The following is a 14,549-nucleotide window of genomic DNA, read 5'->3' as shown; positions in this document are numbered from 1 at the left end:
TGGACTGTTTCGATTAAGAACTGGGGATTGATTCTATCCCAACTGATAATCCTGTTCAAGGAAAGAGTCGAGCCCTACCTATGATTTAGTTACTAAATGGGGTTTACACAAATAACTTGACAGACCCAATAGGCCTTGTTAAACACCCAATTGCAAAATCATCTGTGTTTATCAGCCCGGCACTCAGCTGACTGAAATTGTAACATGCCGGTAGGACCCTAAAACGCTAGCCGCTAATCAAAGACTTGAGCTGAGTGCCAGGTCTGTGTTCATCTGTGGCTACTAGACAAGGTGGGAATGGTGAAGAACTGTATAGTCGTTAAAGGAGCACGGGAACACAACTTAAAAAACATAGACGTTACTATTCCCCGGGACAAGCTGGTGGTGTTTACCGGGGTATCGGGGTCAGGCAAGTCATCGCTGGCTTTCGACACCATCTACGCCGAAGGACAAAGGCGGTACGTGGAATCCCTTTCAACCTACGCCAGGCAGTTTTTAGGACAGATGGAGAAACCGGATGTGGATTACATCGAAGGGCTTTCTCCTTCTATTTCTATTGATCAAAAGGCAGCCTCCAATAACCCCCGGTCCACGGTCGGAACCGTGACCGAGATCTACGACTACCTGAGGCTTTTGTTTGCCAGGGTAGGGAAACCCCATTGCCCTCATTGTCACCGTCCTATCCAGCGCCAGACGGTAGACCAGATAGTGGATGCGGTCTTGGCATTGCCGGAAAGAACCAGAATAAAGGTTTTGGCTCCCGTAGTTAAAGGCAAAAAGGGGGAGCACAACAAGCTCTTGTCAGACCTTTTTCGGAACGGCTTTGTGCGGGTAATAGTAGACGGCATCGAATATACTTCGGATGAAGAGATAAAACCGGATAAGAACCGGAAGCACGATATCCAGGCAGTGATCGACAGGCTGGTGGTAAGGGAAGGGGTCAGGAGCAGGCTGGCGGAAGCCATCGAACTGGCTTTCGAATTAGCCAACGGGACGGCAGTGGTTCAGGTCCTGGGAGATGAGGGCGAAGAGGAGCTGTGGTTCAGCCGTGAATTTGCCTGCCCGGACTGCGGGTTCAGCCTGCCCGAGATAAGCCCCCGCTTCTTTTCGTTCAACAGCCCATACGGAGCCTGCCCGGAGTGTGACGGGCTTGGGTTCAAGCAGGAGATCGACCCGGCACTGGTTCTGGATGGGGAGAAAAGGCTTCTGGAGGGCGCGGTTAAACCGTGGGGCAACAACCTGTGGACCTACTATAACGTAGTGCTCCGGGCGGTAGCGGATAAATACCGTATACCCCTAGACCGCCCGGTCAAGGAACTGTCACCAGAGCAAGTAAACTTGATACTGTACGGCAACGGGCCGGAGAGGATTCCCGTCAGGTACACCAACAGCTATGGAGAAACCGAGGTATTCAGGGCTAGTTTTGAAGGGGTTATCAACAACCTCTATCGCCGCTACCAGGAGACTGCCTCTGATGCGACGAGAGAGGAGATCGCCCGCTACATGACTTCCAGCCCGTGTCCCCGGTGCGGGGGAACCAGGCTCAAGGAAGAGGTTAGGTGGGTGCTTCTGGGGGACAAATCTATCGCCGATGTTTCCAGCCTGTCGGTGGCTCAGGCTCAGGAGTTCTTTGATGGCTTGAGACTTTCGCCGCGTGAAGAGCATATTGCCCGCCAGGTGATAAAAGAGATAAAGGGGCGCCTATCCTTTTTAGTCAACGTGGGGCTCGAATACCTGACACTGGACCGGGCGGCAGGTAGCCTTTCCGGAGGGGAAGCCCAACGTATCCGCTTGGCCACGCAGGTCGGATCGGGACTGGTGGGGGTTCTTTATGTTTTGGACGAGCCCAGCGTGGGCTTACACCCCCGGGACAACGCCCGATTGCTGGCGACCCTGGAAAACCTGCGGGATTTGGGCAACACCGTTATCGTGGTGGAGCATGATGAAGACACCATAAGGGCGGCGGACTGGGTAGTGGACATAGGGCCTGGGGCTGGCATCCACGGCGGGAGGGTTGTGGCTGAGGGCGCCGTGGCTGAGATCATGGAAAATTCCGACTCTGTGACCGGGCAGTACTTAGCGGGGGTGCGCCGAATCGAGGTTCCGACCCGGCGAAGACCCGGCTGCGGCAAGTTCTTGACTGTGAAAGGAGCCCGCCAGCACAACCTTAAAAACCTGGACGTGAGTATACCTTTGGGGACATTTACCTGTGTGACCGGGGTTTCCGGCTCGGGTAAGAGTACCTTGATCGAAGAAATCCTGTACCGGCGCCTGATGCAGGTGCTTTACCGGAGCAGGGAAAAACCGGGAGAACACGATGAGATCCTGGGCACCGAGCATATCGATAAAGTGGTGAATATCGACCAGTCGCCGATCGGCCGAACGCCCCGGTCGAACCCGACTACTTACACCGGGGCTTTTGACGGCATTAGAGAGCTTTTTGCCAATACTCCGGAGGCACGTATGCGCGGGTACAAGCCGGGACGCTTCAGTTTTAACGTGAGAGGAGGCAGGTGCGAGGCCTGTTCCGGTGATGGTATTATAAAAATCGAGATGCACTTCTTGCCGGATGTGTACGTGCCTTGCGAGGTTTGCAAAGGTAAACGGTACAACCGGGAGACCCTGGAAGTAAAGTACAGGGGCAGAAGTATCGCAGATGTGTTGAACATGACTGTAGATGAGGCGGTAGAGTTTTTTGCCCATGTGCCCAAAGTCTACCGCAAGCTCAGGGTATTGTCTGATGTAGGGTTGGGGTATATCACCCTGGGACAGCCGGCCCCTACCCTTTCGGGAGGGGAGGCACAGCGGGTAAAGCTGGCTACCGAACTGTCCCGTCGCTCGACCGGAAAGACCGTATACATCCTGGACGAGCCAACTACAGGCCTCCACAAAGAGGATGTCAAGCATCTCTTGCAAGTCCTGAACCAGTTGGTGGACGCCGGGAATACGGTTATAGTCATCGAGCACAACCTAGATGTTATAAAGTCAGCCGACTACATAATAGACCTGGGGCCAGAAGGCGGGGAACGCGGTGGAGAGATTGTGGCTTTGGGCACGCCTGAGGAAGTTGCCCGCAACCCCCGCTCCTATACGGGACAGTTCTTGAGAAGGGAACTAAGAATTGAGAATTAAGAATTAAGAATTAAGAATTAAGAATTAAGAATTAAGAATTAGATTTCTTCTCTGTTCCCGATGGACCATCATTCTTCATTCTTAATTCTAAATTCTTCATTTACCTTTCTGGTGGTGTTGAAGTGAAGGAAAGGCTGGGTAAAGTGCCGCAAAAACCCGGGGTGTACCTCTTTAAAGATGAGCGGGGGCAGGTCATTTACGTGGGCAAGGCCAAGGCCTTGAGAAACCGGCTGCGCTCGTATTTCCAGTCGCCTTCGCAGTTTCTGCCCAAGGTGAGGGCGATGATGGCCAAGGTTAGGGATTTCGATTACGTCGTGACTGCCAACGAAGTAGAGGCCTTGATTCTCGAGAGCAACCTCATCAAATCTTACCAACCCCGGTATAACATAATGCTGCGCGATGACAAGAGCTACCCTTACCTGAAGGTGACCATGGCTGAAGAGTACCCGCGCTTGGTTATCGCCCGGGAAAAAAAGGACGGGGTATCCCGGTATTTCGGACCGTACAGCGATGTAGGGGCCCTGCGACAAACCATCCGCCTTCTGACCGGCATTTTCCCGGTACGCACCTGCCGCACGCTGAGGCTGGGAAGACGCCCCTGCCTGAAACGAGACATAGGTCGTTGTCTGGCTCCCTGCACCGGGGAAATAAGCCGGGAGGAGTATATGCGGGTAGTGGCCGACGTGTGCCGTTTCTTGGAAGGGGACCACGCCGGTCTTTTAGCGGGGCTGGAGGAAGAGATGAGGGAAGCTGCCGACAAGCTAGAGTTTGAAAAAGCGGCCCGCTTGCGGGATACCATAAGAGCCGTGGAAAAAGTCTCGGAAAAACAGAAGGTTGTTTTGGAAAACCCCTGGGAACTCGATGTAATGGCTTTTGCCCCGGTAAACCGAGAGATGCTGGGCTTGGTATTCAAAGTGAGGGCTGGACGAGTGGTGGGCAAAGAGACTTTCGAGTTAAGGACGGTCATGGGGGAAGGACTAAAAGAAATAGTAGCTTATTTTATTCAAAGGTATTACAGCGAGAGCCCGGACCTGCCCCGCGAGATACTGATCCCAGTTGAACCCGAAGGCCGGGAAGTATTGGAGACCTGGCTTTCCGAAATGAAAAAAGCAAGGGTGACTATCAAAGTGCCGCACCGGGGAACCAAGCGACAGTTAATGGTGATGGCCGAAGAAAACGCTCGGTTGTTGGCCGAAGAAAAAGAAAGGGCTGGCGAGGCACTTGGTGCTTTGGTGGCTTTAGCCCAGGTGCTTTCACTGGAGACAGTACCCTCCCGTATTGAATGCTATGATGTTTCTCACTTGTCCGGAGAGGGCACGGTAGGTTCTATGGCGGTTTTAACTGAAGGAAAGAAGGATAAATCTGCCTATCGCAGGTTTAATCTGGGGAAGGATATCAATGACGACTACCAGGCTCTGAGTGAGATACTGCGCCGGCGGCTAACGCGGGGGCAAGAAGGAGACCCGGCGTTTTTGCCGATGCCTGATCTGGTGGTCATAGACGGGGGGCTGGGACAGGTCAACGTGGCCCAGCGGGCGATGCAGGAGATGGGAATAACGGTTCCGGTGGTCGGCCTGGCCAAGAAAAACGAAGAAATATACTTTCCTAGTCAGCGGGAGCCGTTGAGGCTTCCGAGAAGGCACCAGGCTCTACACCTGCTACAGAGCCTCCGCGACGAAGCCCACCGGTTTGCGGTTACGTACCAGCGGACACGGCGCAGCCATAACATCAAACAGTCAGAACTCGATAGAATCGCAGGCATAGGGGAAAAACGAAAAATGGCGCTCCTCCAGGCCTTCGGTTCAGTTGACGCCATCAAAAACGCTACCCCGGAAGAACTCAGCCGGGTAAAAGGTATGAACCGATCCGCAGCCAAACGGGTTTTCACGTTTTTTAACTCAAAGAGTGGTGAGGACTAGTTGCCTGAGTAGGTAAAGTAAGATTAGCCTTAGCATACTGGCTAGTTGTTCCAATGTTTATGGTACAATGTAATTAAAGCAGCAATGCCGATGTTAACCGCAGTTGATCCGTGACTATGTGTGGGCAAAGCTTAAACTGGAACGGAGGTGATAACATGCGGGGCTGGGTGGTTAGGTGGTTGGCTAACATCATCGCCATCATCATTACGGCAGCGATCGTGCCTGGTTTCGAAGTGACGGTTACAGGCGCTATTATTGGTTCGGTTTTTTTAGGTATCGTCAACGCGATTATTCGCCCGGTTATCATAGTATTGACTTTACCGATCAACATCCTTACTCTCGGTTTGTTTACCCTGGTTATCAACGGGCTCATGCTCTGGTTGACTGCCAGCGTAATCAAAGGATTTGATGTTTCTGGTTTTTGGGCTGCAGTTCTCAGTGCCCTTATCATCTCGGTAGTCAGCGCTGTGCTCAGCTGGGTGGTAAAAGACCAGCATGAACAATAAGATCCGAGCGCGGGAGTGAAGGAGCTCATGACCATCAGATTGGTAGCTTTGGACCTGGATGATACCCTTCTCGATTCACATCTGGCGATATCCCGCGAGTGCCAGCAAGCCATCGAAGAGGTTAACCAAAAAGGTGTAAAGGTGACACTAGCTACGGGCCGGATGTTTAAGTCGGCCCTGCCTTATGCTCAGCAGCTTAACATGAACGTGCCCTTGATAACTTACCAGGGAGCTTGGGTGAAAAACTCTTTTTCCGGAGAAACTATCTACTACAAACCGGTTCCCCCTGAGTATGGTTTACTCTTTCTAGAGCGAGTTCGTTCCCTGTCCTGTCATTACCAGACTTATCTAGGAGATGAACTTTACTTCGATAGACTTACTCCACAGGGATTAGCGTATGCGGAGATGGCAGGGGTAGAGCCGGTTATCGTAGACCGGTTAGAGACCGTTGTCGAACAAGGACCGCTGAAGATACTGGTAATCGAAGAAGACACGGATCGTCTTGACTGCTGGGAACGTGAACTTAGGGCAGAATTTGGTCACTGCCTTTACATTACCAGGTCAAAACCGCACTATTTAGAAGCCATGCACCCGGAAGCGACCAAAGCTCATGCCCTAGCGGCCTTGGCAGCCTACTGCGGGATAAGCAGGGAGGAGGTCATGGCGGTCGGCGACAGCTATAACGACTTGGACATGATCCGCTGGGCAGGACTGGGGGTAGCGGTAGCCAATGCACGCGAGCCTGTTCGGAAAGCCGCGGATTACGTAACTTGTTCCAACGACGAACACGGAGTGGCGGAAGCCCTCAGAAAATTTGTCTTGGAGAGGGAGGAGAGAGAAGGTGGCATCTAAAGTCTACTTCACCGATTTGCGGGCGACTGGCAACAAAGGCCTGCTGGACAAGCTAGAAAAACTGATGGAGAGAGCTGGTTTTGACACTCTCATAAGCCCGGGGGACCTGGTAGCCATAAAGATCCATTTCGGGGAAAAGGGTAACCTGGCTTACATACGGCCGCCCTACGTGAGACGGGTAGTAGATAGAGTAAAGGAACTGGGAGGCAAGCCTTTCATAACTGATGCCAACACGCTTTACCGGGGCAGCCGCAGTAACGCGGTGGACCACTTGGAAACGGCAATAATGAACGGTTTTGACTATGCGGTAGTTGGGGCTCCGCTCCTTATAGCTGACGGTCTTACCGGGCGCGATTACATAAAGGTTAAGGTGGAAGGGCGCCATTTTAAAGAAGTAAATATCGGGGCTGCAGCCTACCATGCCGATGCCATGATCGTCATGACCCACTTCAAATGTCATGAACTGACCGGGATCGGAGGAGCGATAAAAAACGTGGGCATGGGATTGGGGGCAAGAAGCGGCAAGCAGCAGATGCATTCCGACTTTCAACCCAAGGTAAAAGAAGACAAGTGCACCGGTTGCGGCCGCTGTGCTGAGTGGTGCCCGACCGGGGCCATCAGCATGGTGGAGAGAGGAGAAGGGGAAAAGCCCAGGGCAGTCATCGACTACGAGAAGTGCTATGGCTGTGGGGAATGCGTAATATCGTGCCTTTTTGGCTCAATCAACATAAGTTGGAAGACCACGCCCCAGGTTATTCAAGAGAAGATGGCGGAATATGCGCTGGGGGCGGTCAAAAACAAACAGGGCAAGACAGGTTACCTGTCGTTTGTCGTGAACGTCAGCCCCGAATGCGATTGTTACGGTTTTAATGATGTGCCGATTACCCGGGACGTTGGCATTTTTGCTTCGTTTGACCCGGTCGCTCTCGACTTAGCCTGTGCCGAAGCGGTAAACCGCTTACCGGGCGCAGCCGGATCCGTGCTCGAGGGGGTGGCCGAGGGAGTGGACAAGTTCTCAGCGGTGCATCCCGGAATCGACTGGAGGTACCAGTTGACTTACGGCCAGGAGATAGGGTTGGGGTCTATGGAATACCAGCTCGTAAAGGTGTGAGGTCGATGAAGGTCGCACCAAGGGAAAACGGCTCACCACTGAAGGCGCGTTCCTGGGTTGTAGGGGTGGATTTGGGCGGTACCAAGATCCTGGCGGGATTAGGCGATACCGAAGGCAATATCAGGGCGGAGCTTAAGGTCGCTACCAGAGCAGAAGAAGGCCCGGAAAAGGTAGTAGGCCGAATAGCGCAGGCGGTGTGCGAACTGCTTCAACGTACTGGGGTGAAGGAGAAAGAAATCGGAGCTATGGTAGTAGGGGCACCGGGTCCGTTGGACCCTTCGTCTGGTATCGTCTACCAGCCACCTAACCTTCCGGGATGGGACAGTTTTCCCCTAAAAGAGAGGTTGTCCGGTTATTTTCCGGACTTCCCAGTGATGATAGACAATGACGCTAACCTGGCAGCTTTGGGCGAGTATCGTTTCGGTTACCAGCAGGTTTTTGACAACCTGCTCTTTATGACTGTGGGGACCGGGATCGGCGGGGGAATCATTATGGACGGGCGAATTCATCATGGAGCCTGCGGGGCAGCGGGGGAATTCGGCCATATGGTGATACTGCCGGAAGACGGTCCCCTTTGCGGATGTGGAAGCCACGGCTGTCTGGAAACGCTGGCTTCGGGAACGGCTATAGCGCGGGAAGCCCGGGATATGGTAAGAGCCGGCAAAGGGGCTTTGCTGTGGGAACTGGCAGGCCACGATATGAAGCGCTTGACTGCCGAGGTGGTCGGGGAAGCGGCAAGAAAAGCAGACGAGACGGCTAGCGAGATCATTGCCCGTGCCGGACACTATCTGGGAATCGGATTGGCTAATCTGGTTAATATTTTCAACCCGGCCGCCATAGTTATAGGAGGAGGGGTTGTCTTCGGTTTGGGAGAGTCACTGCTGGTACCCGCCCGGGAGGAAATGAAGCGACGGGCTATGAAGCTTCAACGCGAGAAAGTGCAGGTATTGCAAGGTAAACTGGGTACTCGCGCCGGGCTGTTAGGGTGTTTCGCGCTGGCCGCCCAAAAATATCCAACCACAGATGAACACTGATGATAGCGGGATGAACACTGATTTTATTTAATTTAGACGCTGATTAACGCTGATTATTAATTCCTGGACATTAGGATAATTATCAAAGAAATTTGACTCCCTACGAAAAGGGCTATCCGCAGAATTTCAGCTTCCTGATGCTGTGGTTATTCTTTCTGGCAATACTCTATAGGGCCAAATAATTAAATTATGTATTTCAATCAAATAAAATCTGCGTTAATCTGCGTCTAATAACAAAATCAGTGTTAATCAGTGTCTAATCAGTGCAAATCAGTGGCTGAAATCAAGGAGGGATTTTGATGGCGGTAGAAATGGGACCGGAGATGATGTTCGAATTCCTTTACAACCTACCCGGACAGTTTGAAGGATGCCTTAAAATGGACTTTTCCAAGGTATCCGGACTCAAGAAGGAGTATGCCAACATTGTGGTGACAGGGCTGGGGGGCTCAGCCATAGGAGGCGATATTCTCAGGTGCTATTGCCAGAGCCGTTTGCGGATACCGATGGTAGTCAATCGCGACTACGTGTTGCCGCGGTTTGTGGGGCCGGATTCTTTAGTCCTGGCGGTCAGTTATTCCGGGAACACGGAAGAGACTCTGAGTGCTTACGAAGACGCCCGGGAAAAAGGTGCGAGTATAATCGCTTTTACGACTGGGGGTAAGCTGGCTGAGATGGCGGCTCTAGATAGTAACCCAGTGATCACGATACCCGGTGGCCTGGTGCCGAGGGCTGCAACCGGGTATCTTTTTGCTCCCCTGGTCCTGGTCTTGGAACGGCTGGGTCTCGTGTCCGGGGCCTCCGAAGACTTGAAGGAGACAGTAACCGTTTTGACACAATTGCGGGAAGAAATTGAGCCCGGACGTGAAGAAGATTCCAACCGAGCCAGGTTCATTGCCAGCCAGCTTTATCAGAGGATACCGGTTATCTGGGGGTGTTCGTCTACTTCGGAAGTGGCGGCCATGCGCTGGAAGGGCCAAATTAATGAGAATGCCAAGGCCCCAGCTTACTTCAACGTGTTTCCAGAGCTGAATCACAACGAGATAGTAGGTTTCGAGGTGCCCGAGGATTTGGTAAAAAAATTGGCGGTGATAATCCTGCGGGACCCAGATGACCACGGGCGGATAACGAAGCGGATTGAGATAACCAAAGATATTCTTCAGGGCAAGGTGAGCAGCGTGGCAGAGGTGGAGGCGCGGGGAAACAGTTTCCTAGCCAAGACCTACTCGCTTATCTATGTGGGAGATTACGCCAGTGTTTACCTGGCAGAGCTGTACGGAATTAATCCCACTCCAGTCCAGGTCATAGACTACCTGAAAGCAAGAATGGCAGAATAGGCAGAAAGTGAGAACAAGAATTTAAGAGAAAGAGCTAAGATTTAGGAATGTATAGACGGTACATCTGCTATAATGATTTATGAAGTAGGAGTTGGACGAGGGTAACTTTTGGAAAAGCTTGCGGGCTTCACAGCAAGGGACTATAGCCTGCAAAGAAAGGGAGAACAAGCTTGTTACTGGGCAGTAAGGACCTGGAAGTACTGATTATCACCGGTTTATCAGGCGCGGGCAAAACTCAGGCCGTAAACTGCCTGGAAGATCTGGGTTATTTTTGTGTTGACAACCTGCCGCCCGCATTGGTCTCCAAGTTTACGGAGTTATCCGCTCAGCTGGAAGGCAATAAGATGAAAGTAGCTTTTGTGATAGATGTCCGCGGGGGGCAGTTTTTTAATGACTTGTTTGCTGTCCTTGACGATCTGGAAAGACAAGGGATAAAGCACCAGATACTTTTTTTAGAAGCCTCAGATGAGGTTTTGCTACGCCGGTTCAAGGAATCGCGTAGGAAGCACCCTTTAGCTCCTTCCGGACGGTTGGTTGAAGCCATACGTTTAGAAAGGAAAATGCTGCAAGAACTCCGGGGCAGGGCCAATGTTATTATCGACACCTCAGCCATGTCGGTTTCAAAGCTAAAAGAGGAACTGACCCGGCTATTCGGTAGCGATGATGATAAGGATGTGATGACTATTACGGTCGTGTCCTTCGGTTACAAACTCGGACTTCCGATGGATGCCGACTTGGTGATGGACGTTCGTTTTTTACCGAACCCCAATTATGAACCCGATCTGCACTATCTTACAGGGGAAGACGATGAGGTTAAGAAATACGTTCTGGGATCAGAGACAACCAGGTCTTTCTTGCGCCGGTTCTTGAACTTACTGAAATTCCTCTTACCTTTCTACGTCAGGGAAGGTAAGACTCACCTGGTACTGGCGGTAGGGTGTACGGGTGGGCAGCACCGCTCGGTGGTTTTGGCGGATTATATCGGCAAACAATTACGCAAGCTCGGTTACCGGGTGATTCTGAAACACCGGGATGTGGAAAGGTACAAGGTGGAGAACTTTTAATCCATGAAAGAGAACTGCTTGTTAAGTGACCAGGTTCGGGAAGAAGGGCCCCACATCGTTACGGTAGGAGGAGGAACCGGGCTTTCCGTTTTATTGAGGGGATTAAAGCGCTACACCAATAACCTCACCGCTGTGGTGACTGTGACCGATGATGGGGGCAGCTCTGGTAGGCTTCGCGGGGAGCTGGGTGTAGTACCACCTGGCGATATCCGCAACTGTTTGGTGGCCTTAGCGGAAACTGAAACTTTGATGGACCGTGTGTTTGACCACAGGTTTCGGGGCGGTAAGGGTTTAGAAGGACATAACCTAGGGAACCTGCTTTTGGTGGCTATGGCCGAGATTACAGGTGATGTGATTTCTGCCATCAAGGAAGTGGGTAAGGTACTGGCTGTCAGGGGCCGGGTTTTACCGGCAACCCTCGAACAAGTACTGCTGGCAGCCGAGCTTAGCGATGGGTCATTTATCATTGGGGAGACCTCGATTCGCGAAGTTACAAAGGGAGTAAGGAGGGTATACCTTGTCCCTGAGAACTGCAAGCCATTGGAGGAAACCATGGAGGCCTTGGCCCGGGCTGATGCTGTGGTGCTGGGCCCGGGGAGCCTCTATACCAGCATAATACCAAACATAATGGTCAAGGGGGTGGTAGAGGCCTTACTTCGTACGAATGCGGTAAGGATATACGTGGCCAATATCATGACCGAGAAAGGTGAGACTGACGGCTATTCGGTAGCTGACCATATACAGGCAGTCTACGACCACGCAGGGAAAGCCTTCCTCGATTATGCGGTAGTTAACGTGGGACCGATTGCGGACAGCCTGTTAGAGCGGTATTACTCCGAAGGAGCGATGCCGGTAGTGTTTGACCCGTCGAGGGTGGCCCGGATGGGGATCAAGATTATTAAGGAAGACTTGGTGTCTCGCGGGGAGGTGGCATGGCACGACAGCGACAAACTGGCCAGGGTAGTTTTGGGCATCATAAAGGACCGGAAAGGTTGATGCCCGCTGGGACGGGGACTAAGTTATGAGCTTTTCTAACGAAACAAAAAACGAATTAGCGCGGATAATTCCTGAGAAGGAGTGCTGCCAAAGGGCAGAACTTTCGGGTTTGTTGAACATCGGCGGTACATTTACATGGGACGATAGTCAAAATGAAATGGTTTGGGAATTAAGCACCGAAAACGCGGCTACTGCTCGTAAAGTGTTCAAATTGGCAAAAGCTTTGTTGGCGGTGCCGGTAGAAGTTACGATTTTAAATAAGAGACAATTGAAGAAAAATAAGGTTTTCATTGTTAGAGCCAGGCAAGAACGCGACGAAATGTTTTTAATGCAGGAATTAGGCCTTTTTAATGGACAAGGCCGGCGAGTGGAGAGAGTTCCAGAGAGTCTGGTTCACCGGCGCTGCTGCAAGAGGTGTTATCTCAGAGGAGCCTTCCTGGCCCGGGGATCGGTAAACAAACCAGAAGGAGAGTACCACTTAGAAATAACATGCCCTTCGCTGGTAACGGCACAGGATGTGGCAAAGCTTTTAGAAAAACTGGGCATAGCTGCCCGCGTAAGCGAGCGCAAGAGCGGAATTGTTTTATACATCAAGGAGAGCGAAAGTATTGTCGATTTTCTCAGGGTAGCGGGAGCCAGTACAGCTTTGCTCGATTTTGAAAACGTTAGAATTGTCAAGTCCGTACGTAACCAGGTGAACCGGTTGGTTAATTGCGAAACTGCGAACCTGGAAAAAACTGTAGCTGCTTCCTGGCGACAGACCGAAACCATAACCAGACTTATAGAAAAAGTGGGACTGGAAGGCATCCCAGAATCCATAAGAGACGTGGCGATCCTACGTCTCAAGAATCCTGACCTGAGCCTTAAGGAACTTGGAGGCATGATGGAGCCTCCGTTGAGCAAATCCGGGATTGCCTACCGGATGAGACGGCTGGAGGCCATGGCCAGGAGAATATTGGGTGACACGATTTAGAAGGAGATTTTGCTGTACTTGTAGAAGTATGTAGGTGCTATGGCACTTGATTCGGGGGGGGAAGTTCGTTGAGACTTATCCATGACTTGTCCCTGGAACAACGCCAAAAGCTGATCATAACGCCGGAGTTGCGACAAGCCATCGCTATTCTGCAGATGTCGGCACTGGAGTTGGACGAGTATCTTCAGCAGGAGCTGGCCGAAAACCCTTTTCTAGAATTAAAGGATGATCCTGAGCCGGTGGAGGTCGAGTTAAAATCAGAGGATGAGGGTTTTGAAACCGAGTGGTGGGAGTATTTTTTGGATAGAAGTGATTTAGGCTATCTGGGACCCAAGGAAAAGAGCGAAGAAAGTAAGGGATACGAAAACCTGTTGACAAAGGCGCCTACCCTTCACGAACATTTACTTTTCCAGGCGGACATCACTTTAAGCGACGAAGATATGGTAATAGGAGAGTTTTTGATCGGATGTATTGACGACAACGGGTATCTGAGGGTGGGTATAGCCGAGGCCGCGCAGCACCTCGGGGTTGCGAATGAACAGGTGGAAAAGGTATTGAAAGTAATTCAAACGTTTGAGCCTTACGGGGTGGGAGCCAGAAGCCTGTCGGAGTGCCTTTGTATTCAGCTTGTGCAGACAGGCAAGATTAATCCTGTTGCCGAAAAGATAGTTAGAGAGCATCTGGATGACCTGGGCAAGGGGAGGGTAGCCAAGATCGCTGCTCGAATGGGGATCTCGGTCAAAGATGTACAGGAAACGGCGGATCTTATACGCACACTTGACCCCAAACCCGGGCGACAGTACGGTAATAGCTACGATATAAGATATTTGGTGCCGGATGTTATAGTAGAGAGGATTAACGGGGAATATGTTATTCAAGTATGTGAGGGAAATCTTCCCCGGCTAGTTATCAACCAATTTTACCAGAACATGCTCAAACAACCTGGACTATTCGGGCACGAGGCCAAGAAGTTCATGGAAGACAGGTTTGCTTCTGCATTGTGGATTATACGCAGCATCGAACACCGGAGGCTAACCCTTTATAAAGTAGCCAGTTGCATAGTTGAGGTGCAGAGGGAGTTCTTGGACAAAGGGGTGAAATACCTTAAGCCCCTGAACCTTAAGCAGGTAGCAGATATGATCGGAGTACACGAATCGACCATAAGCCGGGCTACTGCTGGCAAATATATTCAAACACCTCAAGGGGTATTCGAATTGAAGTATTTCTTTGGCAGTGCTGTTAGTGCAGCGGAGGGCATTGAGAAGTATGCTTCCCGCAGCGTAAAGAAACTTATCAAGGAGATGATTGACGCGGAAGACGCCAGAAACCCGCTAAGCGACCAAAAAATAGCGGAGGTATTGGAACAGTCAGGGATCAAAATATCTAGGCGTACAGTTGCCAAGTACCGAACTGAACTGGGAATAATGTCAACGTCAGCGCGTAAGAGGTATTAGTAGCCCCAAAGAATCGGCAAGCCGGTCTCGAAAAGGGACCGGTTTTGTATGTGCGCCCGGCATGGGCGCTGGCTATAGGGTGGAAGTCCCGAGCGGCGAAGGTAGCAGTAGCCATTAGCCTAAGGCAAGGGTGTCCATCGCGAGGTGGAATCTGAAGGAAGCCGGCGGCAAACC

The 14,549-nt window shown here is 51.6% G+C and carries 11 protein-coding genes; all 11 read left to right on the top strand.

What is annotated here, in order from left to right; all coding sequences use genetic code 11:
* Window positions 1-297 precede the first annotated feature (297 nt).
* Entirely contained in the window at window positions 298-3,132 is a 2,835-nt protein-coding gene (gene uvrA, locus HPY90_RS12765; protein WP_502707212.1) for an excinuclease ABC subunit UvrA, read from the top strand.
* 122 nt (window positions 3,133-3,254) lie between these two features.
* On the top strand, window positions 3,255-5,051 hold the full coding sequence (uvrC, locus tag HPY90_RS12760) for an excinuclease ABC subunit UvrC (RefSeq protein WP_287195014.1): 1,797 nt from the start codon (window positions 3,255-3,257) through the stop codon (window positions 5,049-5,051).
* Window positions 5,052-5,206: 155 nt separating this feature from the next.
* Entirely contained in the window at window positions 5,207-5,557 is a 351-nt protein-coding gene (locus HPY90_RS12755; protein ID WP_013176018.1) for a phage holin family protein, read from the top strand.
* 27 nt (window positions 5,558-5,584) lie between these two features.
* On the top strand, window positions 5,585-6,409 hold the full coding sequence (locus HPY90_RS12750) for a Cof-type HAD-IIB family hydrolase (protein ID WP_287195012.1): 825 nt from the start codon (window positions 5,585-5,587) through the stop codon (window positions 6,407-6,409).
* Window positions 6,399-7,520 carry a DUF362 domain-containing protein gene (locus HPY90_RS12745; protein ID WP_287195010.1) on the top strand — a complete coding sequence of 374 codons (1,122 nt, stop codon included), beginning with the start codon at window positions 6,399-6,401 and terminating at the stop codon, window positions 7,518-7,520. Before HPY90_RS12750 ends, HPY90_RS12745 begins: the two co-directional genes overlap by 11 nt.
* A gap of 5 nt (window positions 7,521-7,525) precedes the next feature.
* On the top strand, window positions 7,526-8,554 hold the full coding sequence (locus tag HPY90_RS12740; RefSeq protein ID WP_287195009.1) for an ROK family protein: 1,029 nt from the start codon (window positions 7,526-7,528) through the stop codon (window positions 8,552-8,554).
* Between the two features lie 299 nt (window positions 8,555-8,853).
* Window positions 8,854-9,888, top strand: a complete 1,035-nt coding sequence (locus tag HPY90_RS12735; protein ID WP_287195008.1) for a bifunctional phosphoglucose/phosphomannose isomerase — start codon at window positions 8,854-8,856, stop codon at window positions 9,886-9,888.
* A gap of 170 nt (window positions 9,889-10,058) precedes the next feature.
* On the top strand, window positions 10,059-10,952 hold the full coding sequence (gene rapZ, locus HPY90_RS12730; RefSeq protein WP_287195007.1) for an RNase adapter RapZ: 894 nt from the start codon (window positions 10,059-10,061) through the stop codon (window positions 10,950-10,952).
* A gap of 3 nt (window positions 10,953-10,955) precedes the next feature.
* Window positions 10,956-11,948, top strand: coding sequence for a gluconeogenesis factor YvcK family protein (locus HPY90_RS12725; RefSeq protein ID WP_013176012.1), 993 nt, complete (start codon window positions 10,956-10,958; stop codon window positions 11,946-11,948).
* 25 nt (window positions 11,949-11,973) lie between these two features.
* Window positions 11,974-12,921, top strand: coding sequence for a DNA-binding protein WhiA (gene whiA, locus HPY90_RS12720; protein ID WP_013176011.1), 948 nt, complete (start codon window positions 11,974-11,976; stop codon window positions 12,919-12,921).
* 68 nt (window positions 12,922-12,989) lie between these two features.
* Entirely contained in the window at window positions 12,990-14,375 is a 1,386-nt protein-coding gene (rpoN, locus tag HPY90_RS12715) for an RNA polymerase factor sigma-54 (RefSeq protein WP_013176010.1), read from the top strand.
* Window positions 14,376-14,549 lie beyond the last annotated feature (174 nt).

The organism is Syntrophothermus sp. (assembly GCF_013314835.1).
In the GTDB taxonomy this organism is placed as follows: domain Bacteria; phylum Bacillota; class Syntrophomonadia; order Syntrophomonadales; family Syntrophothermaceae; genus Syntrophothermus; species Syntrophothermus lipocalidus.
The sequence above is the reverse complement of the archived record's forward strand: the minus strand, read 5'-3'. Positions and strand labels throughout refer to the sequence as shown.

Excerpts from the sequence above, each read along its gene's own strand:
- uvrA (WP_502707212.1), top strand. The coding sequence starts at position 298 with ATGGTGAAGAACTGTATAGTCGTTAAAGGAGCACGGGAACACAACTTA.
- HPY90_RS12755 (WP_013176018.1), top strand. The coding sequence starts at position 5,207 with ATGCGGGGCTGGGTGGTTAGGTGGTTGGCTAACATCATCGCCATCATC.
- HPY90_RS12750 (WP_287195012.1), top strand. The coding sequence starts at position 5,585 with ATGACCATCAGATTGGTAGCTTTGGACCTGGATGATACCCTTCTCGAT.
- HPY90_RS12740 (WP_287195009.1), top strand. The coding sequence starts at position 7,526 with ATGAAGGTCGCACCAAGGGAAAACGGCTCACCACTGAAGGCGCGTTCC.
- HPY90_RS12735 (WP_287195008.1), top strand. The coding sequence starts at position 8,854 with ATGGCGGTAGAAATGGGACCGGAGATGATGTTCGAATTCCTTTACAAC.
- HPY90_RS12725 (WP_013176012.1), top strand. The coding sequence starts at position 10,956 with ATGAAAGAGAACTGCTTGTTAAGTGACCAGGTTCGGGAAGAAGGGCCC.
- whiA (WP_013176011.1), top strand. The coding sequence starts at position 11,974 with ATGAGCTTTTCTAACGAAACAAAAAACGAATTAGCGCGGATAATTCCT.